Source organism: Pseudomonas sp. UBA5706 (assembly GCF_002419965.1).
Classification (GTDB): Bacteria; Pseudomonadota; Gammaproteobacteria; order Pseudomonadales; family Pseudomonadaceae; genus Aquipseudomonas.
The window spans coordinates 47,825-69,063 of the sequence record NZ_DIHC01000011.1 but is presented as its reverse complement, the minus strand read 5'-3'; the positions used below and the strand labels follow the sequence as shown (position 1 = coordinate 69,063).

18 protein-coding genes and 3 pseudogenes are annotated in these 21,239 nt (G+C 59.7%); 14 read left to right on the top strand and 7 right to left on the bottom strand.

The genetic code is table 11. The features are described from left to right. Positions 1-5 precede the first annotated feature (5 nt). Genes tssM through B3I26_RS05955 form a run of 3 tightly spaced genes read left to right on the top strand, consistent with a single transcriptional unit; the run spans position 6 to position 5,262 of the window. Positions 6-3,521, top strand: a complete 3,516-nt coding sequence (gene tssM, locus B3I26_RS05965; protein ID WP_296256086.1) for a type VI secretion system membrane subunit TssM — start codon at positions 6-8, stop codon at positions 3,519-3,521. Next, positions 3,521-4,249 (top strand): PP2C family protein-serine/threonine phosphatase, encoded by a 729-nt coding sequence (locus tag B3I26_RS05960; RefSeq protein WP_296256085.1) that lies wholly within the window; start codon positions 3,521-3,523, stop codon positions 4,247-4,249. The genes tssM and B3I26_RS05960 overlap by 1 nt, the downstream gene beginning before the upstream one ends. Beyond that, a complete protein-coding gene (locus B3I26_RS05955) occupies positions 4,246-5,262 on the top strand; it encodes a serine/threonine-protein kinase (RefSeq protein WP_296256083.1) in 1,017 nt (338 codons plus the stop codon). The genes B3I26_RS05960 and B3I26_RS05955 overlap by 4 nt, the downstream gene beginning before the upstream one ends. A gap of 422 nt (positions 5,263-5,684) precedes the next feature. Here B3I26_RS05955 and B3I26_RS05950 read toward each other — a convergent pair whose 3' ends face one another. After that, complete coding sequence (locus B3I26_RS05950) at positions 5,685-6,062, bottom strand: hypothetical protein (protein WP_296256082.1); 378 nt, start codon at positions 6,060-6,062, stop codon at positions 5,685-5,687. Between the two features lie 455 nt (positions 6,063-6,517). Between B3I26_RS05950 and B3I26_RS05945 the strand changes: the two genes are divergently transcribed. Further along, positions 6,518-7,183: an alpha/beta hydrolase gene (locus tag B3I26_RS05945; RefSeq protein ID WP_349681488.1), complete on the top strand. Its 666-nt coding sequence runs from the start codon at positions 6,518-6,520 to the stop codon at positions 7,181-7,183. A gap of 18 nt (positions 7,184-7,201) precedes the next feature. Here B3I26_RS05945 and B3I26_RS28680 read toward each other — a convergent pair. Both B3I26_RS28680 and B3I26_RS05935 read right to left on the bottom strand, forming a co-directional pair. Further along, positions 7,202-7,635, bottom strand: a pseudogene (locus B3I26_RS28680) (LysE family translocator); the annotation flags it as partial. A gap of 65 nt (positions 7,636-7,700) precedes the next feature. Further along, positions 7,701-8,222 carry a GNAT family N-acetyltransferase gene (locus B3I26_RS05935; RefSeq protein ID WP_296256079.1) on the bottom strand — a complete coding sequence of 174 codons (522 nt, stop codon included), beginning with the start codon at positions 8,220-8,222 and terminating at the stop codon, positions 7,701-7,703. 505 nt (positions 8,223-8,727) lie between these two features. Between B3I26_RS05935 and B3I26_RS05930 the strand changes: the two genes are divergently transcribed. Further along, positions 8,728-9,036 carry a hypothetical protein gene (locus B3I26_RS05930; protein ID WP_296256077.1) on the top strand — a complete coding sequence of 103 codons (309 nt, stop codon included), beginning with the start codon at positions 8,728-8,730 and terminating at the stop codon, positions 9,034-9,036. Positions 9,037-9,189: 153 nt separating this feature from the next. Here B3I26_RS05930 and B3I26_RS05925 read toward each other — a convergent pair whose 3' ends face one another. Then, on the bottom strand, positions 9,190-10,089 hold the full coding sequence (locus B3I26_RS05925) for a LysR substrate-binding domain-containing protein (protein ID WP_296256076.1): 900 nt from the start codon (positions 10,087-10,089) through the stop codon (positions 9,190-9,192). A 209-nt stretch (positions 10,090-10,298) separates the two neighbouring features. On the opposite strand from B3I26_RS05925, the gene B3I26_RS05920 reads away from it, so the two are divergent. The 6 genes and pseudogenes from B3I26_RS05920 to B3I26_RS05895 all read left to right on the top strand — a co-directional run. Next, positions 10,299-11,609, top strand: coding sequence for an MFS transporter (locus B3I26_RS05920; RefSeq protein WP_296256465.1), 1,311 nt, complete (start codon positions 10,299-10,301; stop codon positions 11,607-11,609). 18 nt (positions 11,610-11,627) lie between these two features. Then, positions 11,628-12,902, top strand: a complete 1,275-nt coding sequence (locus B3I26_RS05915; protein WP_296256074.1) for a glucarate dehydratase family protein — start codon at positions 11,628-11,630, stop codon at positions 12,900-12,902. Between the two features lie 600 nt (positions 12,903-13,502). Then, positions 13,503-13,640, top strand: coding sequence for a hypothetical protein (locus B3I26_RS05910; protein ID WP_296256073.1), 138 nt, complete (start codon positions 13,503-13,505; stop codon positions 13,638-13,640). A 95-nt stretch (positions 13,641-13,735) separates the two neighbouring features. Continuing rightward, complete coding sequence (locus tag B3I26_RS05905) at positions 13,736-13,966, top strand: DUF6021 family protein (RefSeq protein WP_296256071.1); 231 nt, start codon at positions 13,736-13,738, stop codon at positions 13,964-13,966. A gap of 229 nt (positions 13,967-14,195) precedes the next feature. After that, on the top strand, positions 14,196-14,546 hold the full coding sequence (locus B3I26_RS05900; protein ID WP_296256070.1) for a DUF883 family protein: 351 nt from the start codon (positions 14,196-14,198) through the stop codon (positions 14,544-14,546). A gap of 220 nt (positions 14,547-14,766) precedes the next feature. Further along, positions 14,767-14,898: pseudogene (locus B3I26_RS05895) on the top strand (DUF2934 domain-containing protein); the annotation flags it as partial. A gap of 87 nt (positions 14,899-14,985) precedes the next feature. Here B3I26_RS05895 and B3I26_RS05890 read toward each other — a convergent pair. The 3 genes from B3I26_RS05890 to B3I26_RS05880 form a co-directional block, all read right to left on the bottom strand. Further along, entirely contained in the window at positions 14,986-15,474 is a 489-nt protein-coding gene (locus B3I26_RS05890; protein ID WP_296256068.1) for a MarR family winged helix-turn-helix transcriptional regulator, read from the bottom strand. A 124-nt stretch (positions 15,475-15,598) separates the two neighbouring features. Beyond that, a complete protein-coding gene (locus tag B3I26_RS05885; protein ID WP_296256066.1) occupies positions 15,599-16,813 on the bottom strand; it encodes an MFS transporter in 1,215 nt (404 codons plus the stop codon). 94 nt (positions 16,814-16,907) lie between these two features. Continuing rightward, positions 16,908-18,065, bottom strand: coding sequence for a murein transglycosylase A (locus B3I26_RS05880; protein ID WP_296256463.1), 1,158 nt, complete (start codon positions 18,063-18,065; stop codon positions 16,908-16,910). Between the two features lie 304 nt (positions 18,066-18,369). Here B3I26_RS05880 and B3I26_RS05875 point away from each other — a divergent pair, with 304 nt between their 5' ends. The 3 genes and pseudogenes from B3I26_RS05875 (at position 18,370) to B3I26_RS28835 (ending at position 21,191) form a co-directional block, all read left to right on the top strand. Next, a complete protein-coding gene (locus B3I26_RS05875; protein WP_296256064.1) occupies positions 18,370-19,080 on the top strand; it encodes a hypothetical protein in 711 nt (236 codons plus the stop codon). Between the two features lie 116 nt (positions 19,081-19,196). Continuing rightward, positions 19,197-20,318 (top strand): annotated as a pseudogene (locus B3I26_RS28840) (cache domain-containing protein); the annotation flags it as partial. Positions 20,319-20,345: 27 nt separating this feature from the next. Next, complete coding sequence (locus tag B3I26_RS28835) at positions 20,346-21,191, top strand: methyl-accepting chemotaxis protein (protein WP_414707592.1); 846 nt, start codon at positions 20,346-20,348, stop codon at positions 21,189-21,191. Positions 21,192-21,239 lie beyond the last annotated feature (48 nt).

The window sequence follows — 21,239 nt, the reverse complement described above, 5'->3', positions numbered from 1 at the left end:
GTGTGATGAAGAATTTTTTCAAGAAAGCCGGTGCAGTCTTGCGCAAGGCTTGGGTCTGGACATTGTTCGTAGTGCTGTTTGTCGCGCTGCTGGTGTGGTTTGTCGGGCCGTTGCTGGCGGTAGATGACTACAGGTTCTGGGAAAGTGCGACAGCACGTTTGCTGACCATCAGCGTGCTATTTCTGATCTGGGGCCTGACGGTGGTATTTGTTAACTGGCGCTCTGACGTGCGTAAAAAAGCCATCGAAGACAGCGAAGACGTGCAGGATCGTATCCGCCGTGAAGAGCGAATGGGGGAGCAAAAGGAACTGAAGGCGCGTTTCAAGGACGCCCTGAAAACCCTGAAAACCTCGAGCCTGTACCGCGGCCGCAGCGAGCGCTGGCGCAGCGATTTGCCTTGGTACCTGCTGGTGGGTCCCCAGGGCAGCGGCAAGACCAGTCTGCTGGACTTCTCGGGGTTGGAGTTTCCGATCAACAAGATGGACCGCAAGCTCACCCGCGATACCCTCGGCACCCGGCATTGCGACTGGTATTTCGCCGACCATGGCGTGCTCATCGACACCGCCGGTCGCTACCTGACTCAGTCGGACTCTGAAGTCGACGGTGGCGCCTGGAACACCTTGCTGGACCTGCTGCGCAAACGTCGTCGCAACCGTCCGCTCAATGGTGTGATAGTGACCCTCCCGGTGGACACCCTCCTGAGTGGCAACGAGCAGGAACTGGAAGTGCTCGCCCGACAGGTGCGCGCGCGCCTGCACGACGTGCACCAGAAACTGCATGTGGATGTGCCGGTTTACCTGGTGCTGAGCAAGGCCGATCGTCTGCAGGGTTTTGATGAGTTCTTCGACCAACTGACCCGCGAAGAAAGTAACCAGGTGCTGGGAATCAGCTTTCGCAAAGAGCAGAACGGCAGCGACGTGGCGGTACTGCGCACTGAGATCGAAGCGCTGCTGCATCGCCTCAACGGCCAGGTAATCATGCGCATGCATCAGGAGCGCGACCCGCAGCGCCGTGGTCGTATCCTCGATTTTCCACACCAGTTGGGGCAGATTGGCGAGCGCCTGTGCTTGTTCGTTGACCTGGCATTCACCGGTAATCGCTACCAACGTGTCAGCCAGTTGCGCGGTTTCTACCTGACCAGTGCACCGCACCTGACAGAGCAAATGGACGCCTCCACGGCAGGCATCGGAGCCAGCCTGGGCATCAATGCCGGTGTATTACCGACACTGCGCAGTGGCCGCGCACGGTTTATTCACCATTTGCTCAGCCAGGTCATTTTCCCGGAGGCTGATCTGGCAGGCCTGGACCAGCGGGAGCGCAGCCGCATTCATTGGGGCCAACGTGCCTTGTATGTGGGGGCACTGGTCACACTGGGGTTGTTTGGCGCGCTGTGGGCAGGTGGTTTTTCCGCGAACTACGAGCGACTTGAGAGCCTGCGTAACCTGGCGCAGACCTGGACACAGCAGCGTACGGACCTGGCACAGGGCGACGATTCAATGGCCGCTCTCAAGACGCTGGACAGCAGTTACGCCGCCACTCAAGCCTTTCCGAAAAAAGGCGATGTGGGCCACCACGAGCGCGTTGGTTTGTATCAGGGTCACATCGTCAATCCGGTGGTCAAACAGACGTATGACCGCGAGTTGGAAACGCAGTTGCTGCCAAGGGTAGCCACGCTGCTGGAAGGGCAGATTCGCGCGAACATGACGGACCGCGACCGCTTGCTCAACAGCCTGCGCGCGTACCTGATGCTGAACATGAAAGAGCGCCGTGACGCGTTGTGGCTCAAGGACTGGGTCGCCGCCCAGTGGTCGCAGCGCTATACCGGCAATACTGCAGTGCAGAATGACCTGAATGCGCATTTGGAGCGGTTGCTCAAGCTGCCGTTTGGCTACCCGCTTAACGATCCGTTGGTGGCTCAGGCTCGGCAGGTGCTGCGCAGCGAATCCCTGGCTACCGTGGTGTACCGGATGCTGCGCGAGCAGGCCCGCGATGTGCCCGAGTACCGCTTGAGCCAGCACCTGGGGCCGCAAGGTTCGCTGTTCATGGGGGCCGATTATGTGATTCCGGGGTTCTACACCCAACAGGGTTATCAGCAGTACTTTTCCGTGCAAGGTTCGATACTCGTCACCGAGATCCTGCGGGATAACTGGGTGTTGGGAGAAGTCTCGGGCATTAGCGGCATGGACCTGCGTCGCTTGAGGGTTGAGCTGGAGCAGTTGTACTTCCGTGATTATGCCAACCATTGGAGTGAGGCGGTGGGACAGGTGATGTTGCCGCCCATCAGTGACTTTGCCGAAGGTGCCGAGCAGCTGGCTGGTTTGACGTCGGCCAACTCGCCGATTCTGCAGCTGCTGGTTGAGGTACGTGAAAACACCCGTTTCCCGGTGGTTGACGATAACGCTGATGAAGCTGCGGAAGCGGCCGGCAACCTGGCGCAGAAAGCCGGCAAATTGGGGACCGCAGTAGCGGACAAAGCCGCCGGCGCTCTGGCAAAAAAACTGCCCGACACGGCGAAGAAATCCCTGCAACGCCGTTTCGAGCCTCTGCATCGTCTACTGGATGACAACAATGGTCCGGGGGCGGACCTGGAACCGGTGCTTAATGCGCTCAACGATCTGCAACTGCAGATGGCCAGCCTGGCCCGTGCCAGTGCTCCGGAGCAGGCTGCCTTTGAAATGGCCAAGACGCGCATGGGTGGCCAACGTGATGCACTGAGCAACCTGCGCAACGCCTCCGGGCGCTTGCCACGGCCAGTGAGCGCGTGGTTCAGCGTGCTGGCGGAAGACAGCTGGCACCTGGTGCTGGGTGATGCTTATCAGTACCTCAACCAGCGTTATCAGAGCGAGCTGTACAGCTTCTATGGCAAGGCGATCGATCAGCGTTACCCGTTCAATGCCCACAGCACCAGTGACGTCGCAATCAGTGACTTCCGCGAGTTTTTCAAGGCGCAGGGTCTTGCTGATCGCTTCTTCGACAGCTATATGCGTCCGTTTGTGAGCGGCGATCCGGGCAACTATCGCATGCGCAGCGTGGACGGCCACAGCCTGCCGATCTCCAAGGTATATCTGGATCAGATGGCCGCTGCCCAGGTCATTCGTCAAAGCTTCTTCGCCGATAACCCGGCCGAGCCGCAGGTGCAGTTCAAGCTTGAGCCGTACACGCTGGATCCGGTGGTCAGCCGTTCCGAGTTCAAGTTTGGCGACAGGATGATCGAATACCGCCATGGCCCGATTGTGCCGATGTCATTCAGATGGCCGACCGATGCTGAGAATGGTCGTACCAGCCTGGTGCTCGACAAAATGGTTGGCCGCCCTGTGGGCATCGAGAAAAACACCGGCCCCTGGTCGCTGTTCAGGCTATTCGACCTGATGCAGACCGAATACCTGACCGGTCGCGACGTGCTCGTGCTCAAGGCGGATTTGGGCGGCCTGCGTACCAACTATCTGCTGACCAGCCAGCGCACGCCGAACCCGTTCGACATGGGCGTGTTGCGCACTTTCCGCATGCCGGTGCAGCTCTGATGCCGATAGCCCGTCCCTGGCGCAGCGCGGCGCGTACCGATGCCGGCAAGGTACGGGCGCGTAATGAAGATGCGTTCCTTGACAGCCCCCAGCAGGGGCTGTGGGTCGTCGCAGATGGCATGGGCGGACACCAGGGCGGTGATATCGCCAGCCAGTTGATTGTCGCCAGCCTCGCAGAACTGCCGGTTCAGCAAAGTTTTGACTCGCGCCTCACCGACATTCGTCAGTGCCTGCACTGGCTCAACCGGCGGTTCTGCCAGGAGCTGACCATTACCGCCGGGCGCCACGACAGCATCATGGGCAGCACCGTGGTGGCGCTGCTGATGGAAGGCAAGCGCGCCGCCTGTATCTGGGCCGGCGACAGTCGCTGCTACTTGTGGCGCGGCCAGCGTCTGTACCAACTGTCCAAGGACCATTCGTTTCAGCAACAGTTGATGGACGAGCAAAACTACAGCGCGGAGCAGGCGAATAATCATCCTTGCGCTCATGCCTTGACCCGCGCGGTGGGCGCTGCGCAGCAATTGACCCTGGAGGTGCTGGAGCTAGAAGTGCACGCCGGCGACGTGTTTTTGCTGTGCAGCGATGGCCTGTACCAAGGGCTGAGCAGCGACGCCCTGAGCAGTGCCTTGAGCCTGGCAGCGCCGCATGTCGCATTGGCGCGCCTGTTCGATATCGCGCTGCGTGGCTCGGCACGCGACAACCTGACCGGTGTGGTGGTCCGCCAATGACCGACCTCATGCCACCTGTCGACGACCTGCCGGTGAGCCAGGAGCAGGCCCACAACCTGACCTACTTTGCGTTCGCCAAGCCTCAACACGGCAAACCGCGTCCGGACATTGCCGCACTCACTGCGACCAGAGCCGGCATCGGTGCTCTGCCTGAGCTGTTGGCGGGTCGTTACCGTGTCGAGCGCTTGCTCGGTGCCGGTGGCATGGGGGCGGTCTACCGCGCACGGGATCTGTTAAGCGAGCAGTTTGGCGAGCCTGACCCTTATATTGCGCTGAAAATCCTCAGCGAAGACTTCTCCGAGACCCCCGATGCCACCACCTTGCTCTACAGCGAGTTCGCCCTGACCCGACGCTTGCGTCACGACAACGTCCTGCGGTTGCACAGCTTTGAAGTTGACACCGACTGCCAGCGCGCCTTCATCACGATGGAACTGATGCGCGGGATGACACTGGACAAACTGTTATGCGAGCGCCCTTTAGGCCTTCCCTGGCAGGAACTGAGCAAGATCGTATGGCCATTGCTCGACGCAGTGGCGCATTCCCACGCGCGTGGCGTCGTGCATGGCGACATCAAACCCAGCAACGTCATGCTCAGCGAGGAGGGCCTGCGGCTGTTCGACTTCGGTCTCGGCCAGGCGCAGGAAGGCGTACTGCGTGGCTTGCCTCAACTGAGCCGCGAGCGCTTCAACGCCTGGACACCCGGCTACGCCGCCCCGGAGGTGCTCGAGGGACAGCCGCTGGCACCGAGCGCCGACCTCTACGGAGCGGCTTGCGCAATCTATGAATTGGCGGGAGGCAAGCATCCGTTTCGCCGCCTTCCGTCGACCCAGGCCCGCGACGAACACCTGGAGCGCGAACTGCAGGCGCCTGTGAACTTACCCAAGCACTGCTGGCCGGACTTGCGCTCAGCACTGGCGTTCAAGGCGGTAGATCGAACGATTAGCGCAGCACAACTGCGTGATGCCCTGAGCACCCCCTCGTCTTTGCGACAACGCCTACGATTTTGGGCGTAAAGTGAGCGCACCCTGTTCAAACCTTTCTAGTCAAACGCATTTGAGCCTGACCATCGAACACTGCGCCGGCGACCTGCAAGTCCCGCTTTAACGATGAAGTGGTACAACCCACGTACTTTCCCAGGGCACTATTCAATATAAGTCCCTTGATGCTGAGGCCGGTGTTTGGCATTTCCGAAGGATAGCCAGGCCTGCGCAAGGGCACCTCCCGTTGAAAGGCGGCGCGAAATTACACATCTATAAAGGCCCATAACAACGAAAGCTCAATGGTTCGCGAGCGCGTCTTTTACCCTTTTTGTGGTCGGCAGCCTCTGCAACGGTTCTCAGTTCACCTGCAGGCGAGGCATCTGCTTGATGTGTCCGCCGATCAGGTTGACGCTTAGATCGCATTATCCGCAGGCCAATCGTCGCGCCTGCGACGGTTAGCTTGTCTCCAGATCAGCCAGTTCACGCACCCCGCCACAGTGTGCGGTGCTGTTATTGCACACGATTCTGTTGCATGAGCTTCGTGCGGCATCATCGACCGGATAGACGCAAGCCAATTGGCGTTGTTGACGTCCTACTTCGCGACGGGTGTGGAACAGCACCGCTTTGTTCCACCTCGTATTGGATACCTGCCAACGCGCGGCCACTTCGATGGTGGTTGATAGGGGTAGAAGAGGCAACACCGCGCCAGCGCAGGCACCGGCGGCGATGATCGAGATTTTCCAGGCCAGGTGAGTATTCATGTGTGGTGCAGATACTCTGACGATGTGTTTTGTCATTCCAAGCAAGTAATGAATCTCGTAGCTGTGGAGCATCGTTCCGAGCCTGTCCGTGGTTTGCTGGCATTGTGCTACTGGGCGGCTTCTGCATTTATGCTGCTGATCAATATTTCAGTTGAAATCGAGTTGAAGCAAAGGTCGAAGGACCTCAACGAACAGCGATGCGGTACCCCTAACGTAAGCCTCACCCATTCATCATCCGATGGTTTACGGACCCCGACTCGCGTCAACGTCGAGGCTCACCGTAACCAGACAGGTTCGACCTGGGTCGCCAGCATGCCCTTGGGCGCTTGGATAAAGCCTTAAGAGTGCCAGCAGGCGCCGATCCCATGATCCCTGGCAAAGTTCGCGGGCGGGTATTGGTCACCGGCGACTCACCGATGCTGCCTTCGAAAAGCGCTAATCCGCTTATGCATTTTTATTAATGACGAATAACTAACAATTACTTTGGTACTAACCGTTTTTTGCCACAGTAGGTAGCCAGGACCTTCATCCTGAGCGCTTCCCACGGTGCCAGCGCCAAGCCCAACGTGCCTGATGCGTATGCCTGGGATGCGTTAGTGGACGATTACCTCGCGGTGCTGGGCCGCTACGCCGGGGAGCGCAATGTATTGGTGGCGCACTCGTTTGGCACCGGCCTGACGCTCAGCGCGCTGGTCCGGTTGCATGCCCAACCCCAACCCCAACCGCCCCGCGTTCAAGCCGCGCTGCTGTTGGGCACATTGCTCACCCGGCCCGAGTTCAAACACGGTCTTTTGTCGCTTCCGGCGTGGGTGCTCAGGCTCATACGGCCATGGCTTGCCAGGCGCTTTCGCGAACGCGCCTGGCATCCATTGGCCAACCTTGGGCTGATTGCCTACGAAGAAAAGCTGACCGAGAACAACGAACTCTACGTGTTCAAAGCGCTGCTCTCGCAGGCCCGCTGGCCGACATTGGCACAGTTGAGCCTGCTTGACCTGCCAGTCTCCGTTCTCGCCGGAGACTGCGATGGACTGACGCCAGCGGACGGCGGACGAGCGCTGGCCCAGCACTTGCCCAACGCCGGATTCGAGGTGCTGCCTGAGTGTGGTCACCAGCTCATGCTTGAAAAACCGCAGGTTGTTCTGGCTGCAATCAGGGCGCTGCTCACGCTGGACGACAGCGCCTCATCGATCTGAAACGACAGCGAACGGGCCTCAAGGGGCGGCGCGCTTTACCAGTTGGCGCACCCCCAGGGACAGGATCAAGGCACCGCACTGACGATCAATAGCCTTTTTCCTGCCTTGATAAGCGCTCGCAATTCGTGGCTGCGACAGCGCGATGGCAACCATGCCATTCCAGGCCATCGAAACCGCTACGACAACAGCCAGCATCGACACGAACGTACCGAGCGAAACGTGCGCGGGCGCGGCGGCTGAGAAAACGGCGGCGTAGAAGGCCATGGACTTGGGGTTGCCTATGTTCGTGACCACCCCTTGGATAAAGGCTTGGAGACAGTTACCGGCGCCAGCATCATTGAGTAGGTCGGGAGCATTTTTGCCTGATTGATCAGCAGGCTTAGGCCGAACCACATCAGCTAAGCTGCCCCCAGAACCTTTACGACAAGGGCAGCCCAGGGAACTGCGGCAAAGCGAGATGCAGGCGGTGACCGTTACATGCATACGGGTTTAACCCAGCGCTTTGAGTTCAAAAGCATCAAACAGCGGCCGGGGCGGGATGGGCGTCCCGGAAAACGGCCTTTGCCATTTCCGAGGTTCCCGACCAACCGATTTGCTCATAGACAGGCCTGCCGGCCTTGGTGGCGTGAAGTATGGCAAAGGTGATGCCCCTTCGAGCAAATTCGGCGTCAGCAGCTTGCATCAAGGCCCGGGCCAGGCCGCGGCGACGGTAGAGCGGTTCGACGAACACATTGAGCACGTAACCACGTTGATCCAGGGTCGGGTGTAACGGATGGGGTGGCCAGTCCAGGGTCATCAGGCCGACGGCAGCAACCGCCTGATGCCCGTCGAGCAGGACGAAACCGTAGTACCGGCCGTCTTCGAGCCGCGTCTGAAGCCACTGGCGGAAGTGCTCGGTCATCACGCCCAGTTGTTCCGGATCGCCCCCAGCCTCAAGAAACATCGCGTGCCGGTGCGAGCAAACCATGTCGGCATCGTCTGATTCGAGCGGTCGGCACCTCAGCCCTGAAAACTCAATACTTCCTTGCTGCTCGGTCATTACACCGTCTCAGTGTCGAAGAGGAACGCTTGGGAACAAGGGCCAGCATTACCGTCTAAACCCGCTGGCTGCGTGCGCCGGAGCCAGTGTTCGCGTGATGTGCTGCCCATGCAAGCGCATTGCTGGGCGCTTTGAATTGTGGGCAGTGGGTTGTGCCTTGCTCACACTTCAGTAACGCAAGGACCGTCAGGGTATCCAGTCCGGGCTCCGCTGATAAAGATTCAATCCATCTAATAAACGCCGAAGAGGCTGAACGGTGGGTGCCATCAGGTGGCGTGCTGAAACGTTTTGGACGGTCCGGTGCACCTTGGCCAACGTTTTCAACAGGCTGAGCCATAGCCTTGAACAGGGCCATTTTCAGTTCCGATTTTCGTGAGTAGTCAGCCGGCCGCTGCGCGGGCCGTGGCGCAGGGTGAACGGAAAACTGAGCAGCCTTAGGGCTTTAAGCCACCCAACCCCGGCTTGAACTGGTAGGATTCGCTCATGTCAGGCAGGGAGCACACCTATGCGCATCAGAGGGGCGGAGTATTTAGAGTGGGCATCGCAGGGTGGAATCAATACCGAGTACGACGAGATTCTGCCGGGCGGTGCCCAACTGAACGTTGAGGTCAGGATGAAGCCCCATGGCGTCTGTGCGATCTTCGTCTCGCTCTACACCAGGAGTGGACGAGCACTTTACGAAGAATTGTTCGCTACGTTGCATGGCAGCCCGGAGGAGGGCCTTACCTGGGGCGTTACCCGAGGACTTTCCGAGCATCGAGTGCATCACTCAAACGTTCCGGCCCGCAAGATTCCTCCCTCGCACGAAGTCTGATGCTGACACTGCAGCCGTTGCCCATTGCGCTCGGGTGATCGGCTGCCGTTCATTGCCCCTTTACAGTCGGTTCGCCGATCGTTTATCGCCTGCACCGATCTGGCCAGCCTCTCGCCTGCTGGCGATCAAATCCACGTTGATTGAATCTGTCGGCTAGCGTTTACCTACTTGCACCGCCTCTCGGATCGCTTTCAGCAACATCAGGCAGGCTGGATTATCGTTGTCCGAGCGCCAGATCAGGTGCAGTTCGCTTTGTACGCCTTCGCCCAGATCGATATCGCGAAACACAACATTCTTGAAGACCACATTCGCAGCGCACCGGGGCACCAGGGCCAGGCCCATTCCGGCGTTGACCAATGCCAGAATCGTCAGCGATGAACCCAGCCACTGCACATACTCGGGCGCAACTTTGGCTGAGCGCAGGGTGCCGGTAAGCAACTCGTTAAACGGTGGATAGGCCGAGTGCGAATACATCAAAAATGGCTGTGCATCCAGGTCTTCGACTCGCACCTGGCTGGCGCTGGCCAAGGGATGATTGCCGGGAACCGCGAGCACGAAAGGCTCGCGTACCAGACAGTCGGCCTCGTAGCCCGATTGCTGCAGCGGCGCTCGCACAATGCCCAGGTCGATGCGTCTGGCGCGTAAGGCTTCATGTTGCTGGTAAGTATTCATCTCTGTCAGGGAGATTTTTACGTGCGGCTGGTTCATCCGGGCTTCGGTGATCACCCGGGGCAGAAACTCATAAACCGCGCTACCCACGAAGCTGATGGTGACCGAGCCGATGTCACCTTCGGCGAAGCGCCGGGCGGCCAGCGACGCTTGCTGGGCGCGTTCGAGCAGATTCTGCGCTTCGATAAAAAACGCTCGCCCGCCAGCAGTCAGGGCGACACTTCGCGTCGTACGGGTAAAGAGCTCAACCCCCAGGTGATGTTCCAGCAACTGAATTTGTCGACTCAGGGGTGGCTGGGTCATGTGCAGGCGCTCAGCGGCGCGGCGAAAATTAAGTTCAGTCGCCACGGTGACGAAGCACCGCAGCTGGGCCAGTTCGAACATTGATATATTCCAGGTATCAATTAACACTAAATCTAGATTAGACGGGAACAATACAGGCGTCCATCATCGGTGCATCCCAAAAAAACAATGATCGGGAGCCACTCTTGAACCACGTCCCCCCTCGCAATTCCCCTGCAGATGCGCCGGACACTGCGCTTGCACGCGCCGCGACCAAAGTGAAACGTCACGTGCTGCCGCTGTTTGTCATCATGTTCATCGTCAACTACATCGATCGAGTGAACATTGGCTTCGTCCGCAGCCACATGGAAACCGATCTTGGCATCGGTGCTGCCGCCTACGGGCTGGGTGCCGGACTGTTTTTTGTCGGCTACGCGCTGTTCGAAGTCCCCTCCAACATGCTCTTGCAACGCTTCGGCGCTCGTGCCTGGTTGACGCGGATCATGCTGACCTGGGGCGCGGCGGCGATGGCCATGGCGTTCGTCCGTGGGGAGACCAGCTTCTACGTGTTGCGCTTCATTTTGGGCGCCGCGGAAGCCGGATTTTTCCCGGGCATCATTTATTACTTTACTCAGTGGCTGCCTTCGACCGAGCGCGGCAAGGCCATGGCCATCTTCCTTAGCGGCTCGGCGGTTGCGTCGGTGATCTCCGGCCCTGTTTCGGGCGCGCTATTGGGCATTGACGCCCTGAGCCTGCATGGCTGGCAGTGGATGTTTCTGATCGAAGGCTTTGCTTCCATCCTCCTGTGCGGGTTCGTGTGGTTTTGGCTGCAATCCCATCCTCACCAGGCCAAGTGGCTGAGCGAGGAAGAGAAGGGCGCATTGATCGGCGCCATCGCACAAGAGCAGCGCGCCCGCGAAGCGGCGCAGGTGGCCAGACCCTCGATGTTCAAATTGCTGGCTGACCGACAGATCCTGCTGTTCTGCTTCATCTACTTCTCGGTGGCGCTGACCATCTACGGCGCAACGTTCTGGCTGCCGAGCATGATCAAGAAGATGGGCAGCATGAGCGACTTCGAAGTCGGCTTGTTCAACTCGATTCCCTGGATCATTTCCATCGTTGCCATGTATGGCTTCGCAGCCTTGGCCGCACGCTTCAAACATCAGCAGGCATGGGTAGCTGTCACGCTGGTCATCGCTGCCTGTGGCATGTTCATGTCGACCACCGGCGGGCCGGTATTTGCCTTCGTCGCCATCTGCTTTGCTGCCATCGGTTTCAAGGCGGCGTCGGCGCTGTTCTGGCCGATTCCGCAAGGCTATCTGGATGCGCGGATTGCCGCGGCCGTCATCGCGCTGATCAACTCGGTCGGCAACCTGGGCGGCTTCGTCGCTCCAACCGCGTTCGGCTTTCTCGAACAGACCACAGGCTCGATACAGGGTGGCCTGTATGGCCTGGCCATCACTTCGTTGGTGGCCGCCGTGGTGATCTTCTTCGCACGCACTACGCCCAAGGGTGAGTCGCGCAACACCACCGGAAGCGATAGCCGCCGTCCGCCCGTTGAAAAGCCGGTCTCGCTGCGTATCGCCACCGCTTTGAATTCCACTGCCAGCCCCAAACCCTGACTGACCGGGAGAAGTCGTTTGAAAATCACGCGTGTCACCGTCACCCCCATCGCCTTTCGTGATCCGCCCTTGCTCAATGCCAGCGGCATTCATGAGCCCTTTGCCCTGCGTTCGATTATCGAGATTGAAAGCGACAACGGTTATATCGGCCTGGGCGAGAGCTACGGCGATGCCCCGGCGCTGGCCATCCAGCAACAGGTGCAAAGCCAGTTGATCGGGCTGGACCCTTTCAATCTCAACCATTTGCGCCAGGTAGTGAAAGCCACGGTCGCGGCACATAAGCCGGCCAGCATCGCCGGTGCCGAACTGGCGCCTGGCTCGCACGCCAGCAAGGCGGTGAGCAATGCCTATTCGGCGTTTGAAGTGGCGTTTCTCGATTTGCAGGCGCGCTCGATGAACCTGCCGCTGGTGGACCTGCTCGGCGGCGCGGTTCGCGATCAGGTGCCGTTTAGCGCCTATCTGTTCTTCAAATACGCCCAGCACGCCGATTCGCCTTACGCGCCGGACAGCTGGGGCGAGGCATTGAGCGAGCAGCAGATCGTTGCCCAGGCCCGGCGCATGATCGAGGCCTATGGCTTCAAAAGCATCAAGCTCAAGGCCGGCGCACTGGATCCACAGCACGAAGTGTCGTGCATCAAAGCGCTGAAAAAGGCCTTTCCCGGTTATCCGCTGCGTATCGACCCTAACGGCAACTGGTCGCTGGAGACCGCGATTCGCATGGCCGAATTGCTGGGTGACGACCTGCAGTATTACGAAGACCCAACGCCCGGACTTCAAGGTATGTCCGAGCTGCACACACGCACCGGACTGCCACTGGCGACTAACATGGTGGTCACCGATTTCGACGAGTTCCGACGCAGCGTGGCACTGAACAGCGTGCAAATCGTGCTTGCCGATCATCATTATTGGGGCGGCCTGCGTGACACCCAGGCGCTGGCGAAAATGTGTGAAACCTTTGGCCTGGGTGTATCAATGCACTCCAATTCGCATCTGGGCATCAGCTTGATGGCGATGGCTCACGTGGCCGCCGCAGTGCCGAATCTGGATTTCGCCTGCGACACCCACTACCCGTGGCAGGAACCTGATGAAGAGGTCATCAAGGGCGGCAAAGTGCCTATCATTGACGGTTGCGTGAAAATCACTCGCGATCCTGGGCTCGGTCTGGAACTGGACTATGACCAGCTCGGCAAGCTTAACGATCAGTTCCTAAGCTGCGGTATCCGTTCCCGGGATGACGTGAAGCAGATGCGCAAGTACAAGCCGGACTGGAGCGCGCTTAAGCCACGGTATTGAAAGGGCAGGCTGACCACCGTTGCATGAATGCCGCGGATAAACATCAAGGGCCGTCAGAGCCTGCCTGAATGTATCGCTTTGGCGCAGGGCCTTAGCGTCTTCGGATGCTCCACCTCATAGCGAGCGACTGACTGGCCTTTGGGGCAGTACGTCGCCTACCGCCACCTGCAATTGCCACCGCATCTATTACGCCAAGACTGCCCGTCTTTGCAGCACTTGCAGATAAACGCGCCGTTCGTCAGAATTCCTGCACGTTCAACAAGTTAGCCAGTCAATTGCACGCTGGCTGAAAACTTGGAGTCCTATGCGAAGTACAAACTACGACCCACCCAATGCACTTGATCTGATCAATGAGCTTGATCGAGCGACTGAGGAGATGATGGCTCTGCACGTTGGGCAGGTGGGCGGGCAACGTTGGCAAGACGCGTGTGCGCGTCAGCAGCGAGCGTTCCGGGCCTGGCGCGATTACCTGTTTCTAAAGGCGGACGAAAAACCGCCCGTAAGGCGGTTAAGCATTGTGTGACGTCGCTGTTTGGCGCGCATGCGAGCCTGAGCGGTATGAGTGATAAGCTGTGCGCCTTATGTTGAGGAGCGGCTGCCTTGAAAACGTTCATGTTTCTTCGCGACCCTATGTTTTTAATGGGCGCACCTGTCCTGGCCTTTGCCCTCTTTTATGATCAGCCCGTATTGATGGGGCTCGGCATGTCCTTGGTTGCGTGCACGTTGATCGCCAGCTGAATCACCATTCGTCTATCTTGGGGCACTTGCCGCTGTTCTCGACATCCCAATTGCATGTGTGTGGATAACCCGCGCAATGTTGACGGAGAATCGAGATGGAAATGAATCCCGACGCACCAGGTAATATTTCGCAGAAAGGCGTAAGTGGCCAAGCGGACAATGAGACCGGTGTTGCAAACGACTCGGTGCGCAAGGATACCGGGGGCAAACCCATTGATGAGGAATTGGGTTTCGACACCGAGTCGCCGGATGTTTCGGATCCGGCCGTCGATCCTGTCAAACCCGCCCTCACCTGCAACGACCCGGTTCCTTCACGCAAACGCTGAGGCGATACGGATTGGGGCTGCGCAGGCTGCCGCGACGTCCGATAGCTTCGAGAGATTTCAAACCCGGCCACAGTGTCGGGTTTTTTTGCGACCGGTGTTTGGCGATTTATGACGGCCAGCGCTGGCCAACGGACTACAAAGCTTGCGCGTAGCGTCGTTGCAAATTCTTGAACGAATTGAAGACTGATTTGGTCAACCTCATTCAATATCCCCGAATTTTGGTAAGCCCATGAGCAAGACAATCGATAACATCACTGAAACGCTGACCAACGATCTCTACCGCAAGACTCGCCAGCAACTCAACACGTTCATCGATGAAACCAATGCCTTGCTGGCTGCCGGTGATGAATTGCATCAAGACCGCACCAGTCAGGCGCGCGAACGTTTGACGGCATTCTTGAAAGGCGCCGTATTGCGCAGCGCAGAGGCTGTGGTGGATGCGAGCGTCGAACAGCCGCCGTTGGGTCGGGCAATCGGCGATGCCAAGGCTTACGTCAAGAGCCACCCGTGGCTCGCGGTGGGCGCGGCGGCGGGCGTGGGTTTGATCGTCAGCGTATGGCTCAACCGCCGGCAGTCCTGAGGAGAGTATCGTGGTGCGTGGTCGCGGTATCGCAACGATGCGCAGGGGACCGGGAGGGCGGTTTTCGCTGTCTAACGCCTACAAACGGTGCGAAGGAGCGCAGGTGTTTTATCCCAGGTACTGGCTGCTTTACGGTTCGCCAAGCGTTGTGACAGCAGGTGGCCTCGGTGTCTATTTGACGCCGGGCGACGAATTACAGAAATATCTAAGGGGGCCTTGCATGGGTGTGGACGAAGAGGCTGTTCGTCAGTTGGCGCAGTTGATCTGGGAAACCGAAGGCAGGCCAGAAGGGCAGGAAGCCCGGCATTGGGAAATGGCCACCAAGCTTGCCGAGTCCGCCGCGATGGCGCCCGTGCGCACCACTAGCCGCCATCGGATCGACACCCTGTTCCCAAGGCCGGATGACGAATCCGAAGACAAATAGGCCGACGCCGCAATGTCAGGCTTGTTTGGACTTTAACTCGTCGAGCAGTGCGCGTGCGAAGCTTTCCGAAGCGATGAAGTCGAGCGCCTGACGCAGCTTTACCGTTTCATCGGCGCCAAAGGTCTTTTCGAACACGTGCGAGACACGTTTGGAGATCACCCGCGCCTGTGCGTGTTTAAGTTGGCCTGCCCGGGTGAGGGAAACCCTGCGGCTGCGGCGGTCGGCATCGTCGATTCGCAATTCCACCAGGCCATCGCGTATCAAGGGTTTGAGCGTATGGCCCAAGGCCGATAAGTCCATCACCAGTGCCTGAGCCAGCTCGCGCATCTTCGGTTCGCCGCTACGCGCAATCTGCGAAAGCAGGGAGTATTGCGTGGCTTTCAAGCCACATTCAGCGAAGGCTTCGTCGTAAATCTGTCCCAGGCGCCTGGACGCGCGGCGCACCGAGCCGTTGGCGCAGCTGCTGGCCGCTACAGGAACTGAGGAAGACGTCGCGCGTTTCAAATCCTTATTACTCTCGGGTGCCTATAGAGGGCTGATTATGCCTGCCCGCACACGGCGGACAAGGTTTTTTGCCTCCTGGCGAGGGTGACACGGTGACGCATGGGCGAGCGCTGGAGATCCTGGATCAGGCCTCCCCGGCCGCCCGCTGATCGAAACCCCGCTCTGCCCGACGAGCATCCGTTAACGCCCAGTACCACATTCCCAGCCCGCCGAGGGTCAGCGCTGCGGCTGCGTATCCCGTGGCGGGCAGGCCGAAGCCTGCGGAAATCACAATGCCGCCGACCCAGGGTCCGATGGCGTTCGCCAGATTGAATGCGCTCTGCACCAGCGCGCCGGCCAGCGATTGCGCGTGGGGCGCAACGTCCATCAAGCGGGTCTGCAGGATCGCTGCCAGCCCGACACCACAGCCGACAAAGAACACCAATGGAATCAGCAACCACAGATTGCCGGTTGCCGATGGATACAGGGTCAGCACCAGCGCGGTGAAACCCAGCGAAATCCCCGCCGAGCGCAGGGTTGCCCGATCCGCTGCCCATCCGCAGACCAGATTGCCCACCGTGGTGCCCAGGCCAAATACCGCCATGACCACCGGGATCATGAAATCCGAGGTGTGGGTGACCTCGATCAGCGTCGCCGCCAGATACGTGTAAACACAGAACACCCCGCCAAAGCCGATCCCGGCAATGCCCAGTGTCAGCCAGACCTGGCGCGAGCGCAGTGCGCCCAACTCACGCAACGGACTGGCGTCGGCTTGAGCGGGGGAGACCGGCGCCAGCACGCGGATCAGCAGCGCCGTGATAGCGGCCAACAGCGCGACAACCGCCAACCCCCAGCGCCAACCGACCGTCTGACCGATCCAGGTGGCGAACGGTACGCCGACGATGGTGGCGATGGTCAGCCCCAGGAACACCCGCGATACCGCCCGTGCCCGTTGGTTCTTCGGCACCAGTGAGGCAGCCAGCAGCATGGCCACCCCGAAATACGCACCGTGGGGAAAGCCGCTTAGAAAGCGAAAAAACACCAGCCACGGCAGCGAGGGGGCGACGGCGCTCAGGGCATTGGCGATGCCGATAAACGCCGCAAGCCCGACCAGCAGGGCCCGACGCGGCAGCTTCACGCCCAATACCATGATCACCGGCGAGCCCACCACCACCCCCAGTGCGTAGGCGCTGATGGCGTGTCCTGCCAGGGGTTGAGTGCTGTGGAAGTCGTTGGCGATGAACGGCAGCAGCGTCATTGAGGCGAATTCGGTCGTGCCGATGGCAAAGGCACCCATGGCCAGGGCAAAGATCAGCCAGCCCATGTGGAAGTCGTGGCGGGTATCGGAGGAGGTATTCATTTGGGAGTGAGCGCGACGCGTGTGGGGACAAGCGTTCCGTTATACCTGAAACCGGTTTCAGTTCAAGCTGAAACCGGCGTCCCGGTCCGTTGCGTCACTGCTTGGGTTTTGCGTCGGGAAGCGCTGCGCCCTTGGGCCACAGCATCCAGATTTGCCCCTGTTGTTTCATATTGCCCGCCAGTTCGCCTGCGCCGTCGCCGGTGCCCCAGAACATGTCGGCGCGCACCTCGCCCGCGATAGCGCCACCGGTGTCCTGGGCGGCCACAGGACGCACCAGCGGTGACCCATCTGGCCGCGTCGAGGACAGCCACAGCAGGCTGCCCAGCGGGATCACCTTGCGATCGATGGCCACGCTATAGCCTGCGGTCAATGGCACATTCAGCGAGCCTCGCGGGCCTTCGTCGCTGTCCGGTCGCAGGGTGAAGAACACGTAACTGGGGTTGCTGCCCAGCAACGCGTTGACCCGCTCGGGGTGAGCGATGGCCCAGTCGCGAATGCGGCCCATGGACACTTCGTCCTTGGTCAGTTGGCCCTGCTCGACCAGCCAGCGGCCCACTGGCTTGTAGGGGTGGCCGTTCTGGTCGGCATAAGCGATGCGCAACTGGCGACCGCTTTCAAGCTGAACGCGACCGGAGCCCTGAATCTGCAGAAATTGCAGATCGATGGGGTTTTCCAACCAGGCCAGTACCGGGGCGTTGACACCTTTTGCATTGATGGTGGCGGCGTCGTCGTAAGGGCGCAGCACGCGACCGTCGAGCCGGCCGCGCAGGCGCTTGCCTTTGAGTTCCGGGTAAATGCTGTCCAGGTTGACGATGATCAGATCGTCGGGCACGCCGTAGATGGCCACCGGGTGCTGATCGTTGTGTGCCTCGCTGCCTTTATAGACCGGTTCGTAATAGCCAGTGATCAGCCCGTTGGCGCCATGTTCGGAGGAGCGCAGGCTGTAGACTTGCAACTGATTTTTAAGGAAATCGCGAACAGCGGCGGGATCGTGGGGCACTTGCGCCGCTGCGGTGCAGGTGGAGCCCCACACCGGGTCTTTGGCCAGCCGCTTGCACGCCGAGAACCAACTGTCGTAGCCGGCCATCAGGTCGGCATCGTTAACCGCAGGCAGTGCATCCCACTCGACGTTCACATAAGTGGTGGCTTCGGAGGGTTTGGTCTTCGGGGCACCGCCGTCGCAGGCGGTGAGCAGGGCAATCAACGGAGCGAGGCAAAACAGAAAGCGGCGCCAGTGCAGGCTTGGGGTCATCACGCGAGGTGTTCCTGAAAGCAAGTGAAGGCGGCTAGCTTGGTGAAAGGCGAGGGCGGCGTCAAATCCGTGACCGGTTTGTGCACCCGCGAGCGCGGCCGGGCCAGAGGTGGACGCTCCGCTGTGCTGAAAAAAACCGCTCGCTTCGCGGCATCGCGGGCCACCTATTTCAACCGGTCGTCGCACTTTTACGCATTTTATCGCTCTATGCATGGCCGGGACGCCGCGATTCGCGCGGGGTCCAGATCGTTGAAGCTTCTGATAGATGGTTGCAGTGTCCACCTTTTTCTCGATGCGAGGTCGCATGCGGTCTTGGTTTTTGGCCTGCGTGGCTGCGCTCTGTGCGGCAGGCTGTACCCGCCAGGACGGACAGGATGTGGCCACTCAGTTCAGCGAAACCCGCCCCCAGGAGTTCTTCCAGACCAGCGTCGATCGCATGGCTACGCTGGCGATGCACGACAACCTGGAGAGTTTGTACCTGCTGATGGACAAGCTGTACCTGCGCAACCCGGCCGAGTGGCGCAAGTCTGGTTTCATCGATGCGAAGTCTGCCGAGCGCAACGTGCGCAACGCCATCGAGCAGCGCACTGCGCTGGCGCAACTTGGCAATCGACGGGATCTGGCGGCGCTGAGCTATTCGCTGAGTCCGGCGTTTTTGGGGGATCGGGTCGGCGCGTTCATTTACGCCATTGGCAGCATGCTGGTCACCGCCCACGGCGGTCGGCTGGAATTCTTCATGACCGACCAGATCAACCCGAAATTCGTCAGCAACGCCGCGCGCAATATCGAAAAGGCCACCTGGCTGCTAGGCCAGCGGCAGAACGCCAACGGCGAGTTGATGTTGTTTTCCAATGAGATTTCGGAGGAAGGCAGCAACCTGAGCTTTGCCACCGAATTCGGCAAGATCGTCGCGCGCCTGGACCTGCTCACGCAGATGCTCGATGAGCGCTACCGGCGCATTGGGCTCAATTATGCGCAGAGCCTGCTGTTTTTGAATTTCCTGCCGGTGCAGTAATCGCTCCGAAAAGCTAATTTTTTCATCTGCGCCGCTCATGATTCCCGGTATTGAGCCGATAACTCTTCTGGCAATTTGCAAAAAACAACAATAATTCCTCGCCATGGGAGTCAACAATGTTCAGAACAATCCAGGCGCGTTACACCGCAATTTCCTTCGGGCTCATTATTGCGATTGCAATCATTACCGAGCAGGGCATCGAGTATCTGGTTACACCCAAGGTTCGCGCTTCTCAGGAGCAAGTAGTGCTGAGTCACGTGGACCAGATCAGTAGCCGCATTCTGCTGGACCTGGCCCGGGTCGAAGCTCAATCCCGCGCCATCACGCAAACGGTACCATTGCTCGACAGCGACGGGATCGATAAGGCACTTCCAGGGCTTATTGACCAATACGGCGACGCCAGGGTGTTTGGCGGCGGCGTCTGGCCACTGCCGGAAAAACGCAGCCAGGGCCGCAACAAGCACAGCTCTTTTTTCCACCGCGATGGCAGCGGCCAGTTGGTGGTGAGCACCTATTGGAACTCTGACGCCGCGCCCGATTATTGGGACCAGCCTTGGCATCGCGCCGGGCAGAATGCGCCAAAAGGCCGATGCGCCTGGGCCCAGGCTTATCAGGATGAAGCCAGCCCGCAACCGCGCACCAACTGCGCCATGGGCATCTACAAGGACGGAGCGTTATATGGCGTCTCCACCATCGACGTCACCCTGGGCTTTTTCAACGGCCTGATTCAGGAGAAGGAAAAAGAGATACAGGGCCAGGTCATGATCGTCGAACACGACGGCAAGGTGCTGACCAACCAAGCCCACATCGACGGCGACATCATCCTCAAGAACATCTCTGCATTCAGCGGCCAATCAATGTTCGCCAAGGCCGTTGAGGACGGCCTGGCTCAGGTCTCCGGGGATGCCACGTATTCGCGCGAGTATAAGGATCCGCAGTTGGGCAATCTGACCTTCTTCCTGCGGCCGGTGGCGGGCACTCCCTGGTGGGTGGCGACGTCGCTTCCCACGGCAATGCTCACGGCCAGCAGCACGGATGTGCTGAAAACCCTGGGCTGGCTGCAGATTCCCACGGTCATCCTGCTGTTGCTCCTGCTCGGGTATGCCTTCAACCGCCTGATGCGCCGCTTGACCCTGCTGCGTGCCAACATCGATGCCCTGTCTTCGGGTGAAGCCGATCTGACGCGGCGCATCCCGATCAAAGGGCGAGACGAGCTGGATGCCGTGGGCGAATCGGTGAACAAGTTCATCGCCTTCCAGCAGGCCATGATCGTTGAGGTTCGCAGCGGAACCGAGCAGATTTGCGGCGGCCTTGCGCAGTTGCAGGAACAGTCGCGCCATATCAACCAGATCCTCGATCGCCATGCCTCGGAAACCGATCAGGCCGTCACCGCAATCAACGAAATGAGCGCCACGGCCGACAGCGTCGCCGAGAATGCCACGCAGACCGCTAACTTCACGCAATCGGCAAATGATGCCGCGCAATGTTCCCGTGACGTGGTGGAGCAGGCATCGGTCAGTGTGCTGGCGCTGGTGGCCGAAGTTGAAGACGCAACGCAACACGTGCAGGAAATGCAGGTCGACGCCAGGCGCATCACCGATGTACTAAGCGTCATTGGCGGTATCGCCCAGCAAACCAACCTTTTGGCACTCAACGCTGCGATCGAGGCCGCGCGCGCCGGCGAGCAAGGCCGTGGCTTTGCCGTGGTGGCCGACGAGGTACGGGCGCTGGCCGGTCGAACCCAGCAAAGCACCTCGGAAATCAACGATATGCTCGCGCGTCTGGAGGAGGGGGTAAGCACGGCGGTCGGCGCCATGGAAAAAACCAAGGTCAGCTGCCAGTCCACTGCCGATCGCACCTCCCAGGTCAACGAAGGACTCGATGGCATGGCCGGTTCGGTGGCACGCATTCATGACCTGAGCGCGCATATCGCAACCGCGGCCGAGCAGCAGAGCGCGGTGACCGAGGAGATCAATCAGAACATGATTGCGATCCGGCACATGGTTGCCGAACTGGTCGGCTGCGGTCAGCAGACCGACAGCAGTGTCGAGGCGTTGGTGCTGTCCAACCAGCGATTGGTCGCGATGATTGATCGGTTCAAGGTGCACTGAAGCCCGCAGCGAATGCGGAACAAACAAAGGCCGGTGCTTTCAGGGCAC

What these genes read in the sequence shown, in the direction of transcription:
- B3I26_RS05925 (WP_296256076.1), bottom strand. Translation starts at nt 10,089, where the DNA reads ATGTTCGAACTGGCCCAGCTGCGGTGCTTCGTCACCGTGGCGACTGAA.
- B3I26_RS05955 (WP_296256083.1), top strand. Translation starts at nt 4,246, where the DNA reads ATGACCGACCTCATGCCACCTGTCGACGACCTGCCGGTGAGCCAGGAG.
- B3I26_RS05875 (WP_296256064.1), top strand. Translation starts at nt 18,370, where the DNA reads ATGCGGTCTTGGTTTTTGGCCTGCGTGGCTGCGCTCTGTGCGGCAGGC.
- tssM (WP_296256086.1), top strand. Translation starts at nt 6, where the DNA reads ATGAAGAATTTTTTCAAGAAAGCCGGTGCAGTCTTGCGCAAGGCTTGG.
- B3I26_RS05880 (WP_296256463.1), bottom strand. Translation starts at nt 18,065, where the DNA reads ATGACCCCAAGCCTGCACTGGCGCCGCTTTCTGTTTTGCCTCGCTCCG.
- B3I26_RS05935 (WP_296256079.1), bottom strand. Translation starts at nt 8,222, where the DNA reads ATGACCGAGCAGCAAGGAAGTATTGAGTTTTCAGGGCTGAGGTGCCGA.
- B3I26_RS05920 (WP_296256465.1), top strand. Translation starts at nt 10,299, where the DNA reads ATGTTCATCGTCAACTACATCGATCGAGTGAACATTGGCTTCGTCCGC.
- B3I26_RS05885 (WP_296256066.1), bottom strand. Translation starts at nt 16,813, where the DNA reads ATGAATACCTCCTCCGATACCCGCCACGACTTCCACATGGGCTGGCTG.
- B3I26_RS05905 (WP_296256071.1), top strand. Translation starts at nt 13,736, where the DNA reads ATGGAAATGAATCCCGACGCACCAGGTAATATTTCGCAGAAAGGCGTA.
- B3I26_RS05900 (WP_296256070.1), top strand. Translation starts at nt 14,196, where the DNA reads ATGAGCAAGACAATCGATAACATCACTGAAACGCTGACCAACGATCTC.
- B3I26_RS28835 (WP_414707592.1), top strand. Translation starts at nt 20,346, where the DNA reads ATGATCGTTGAGGTTCGCAGCGGAACCGAGCAGATTTGCGGCGGCCTT.
- B3I26_RS05960 (WP_296256085.1), top strand. Translation starts at nt 3,521, where the DNA reads ATGCCGATAGCCCGTCCCTGGCGCAGCGCGGCGCGTACCGATGCCGGC.
- B3I26_RS05950 (WP_296256082.1), bottom strand. Translation starts at nt 6,062, where the DNA reads ATGCTCCACAGCTACGAGATTCATTACTTGCTTGGAATGACAAAACAC.
- B3I26_RS05930 (WP_296256077.1), top strand. Translation starts at nt 8,728, where the DNA reads ATGCGCATCAGAGGGGCGGAGTATTTAGAGTGGGCATCGCAGGGTGGA.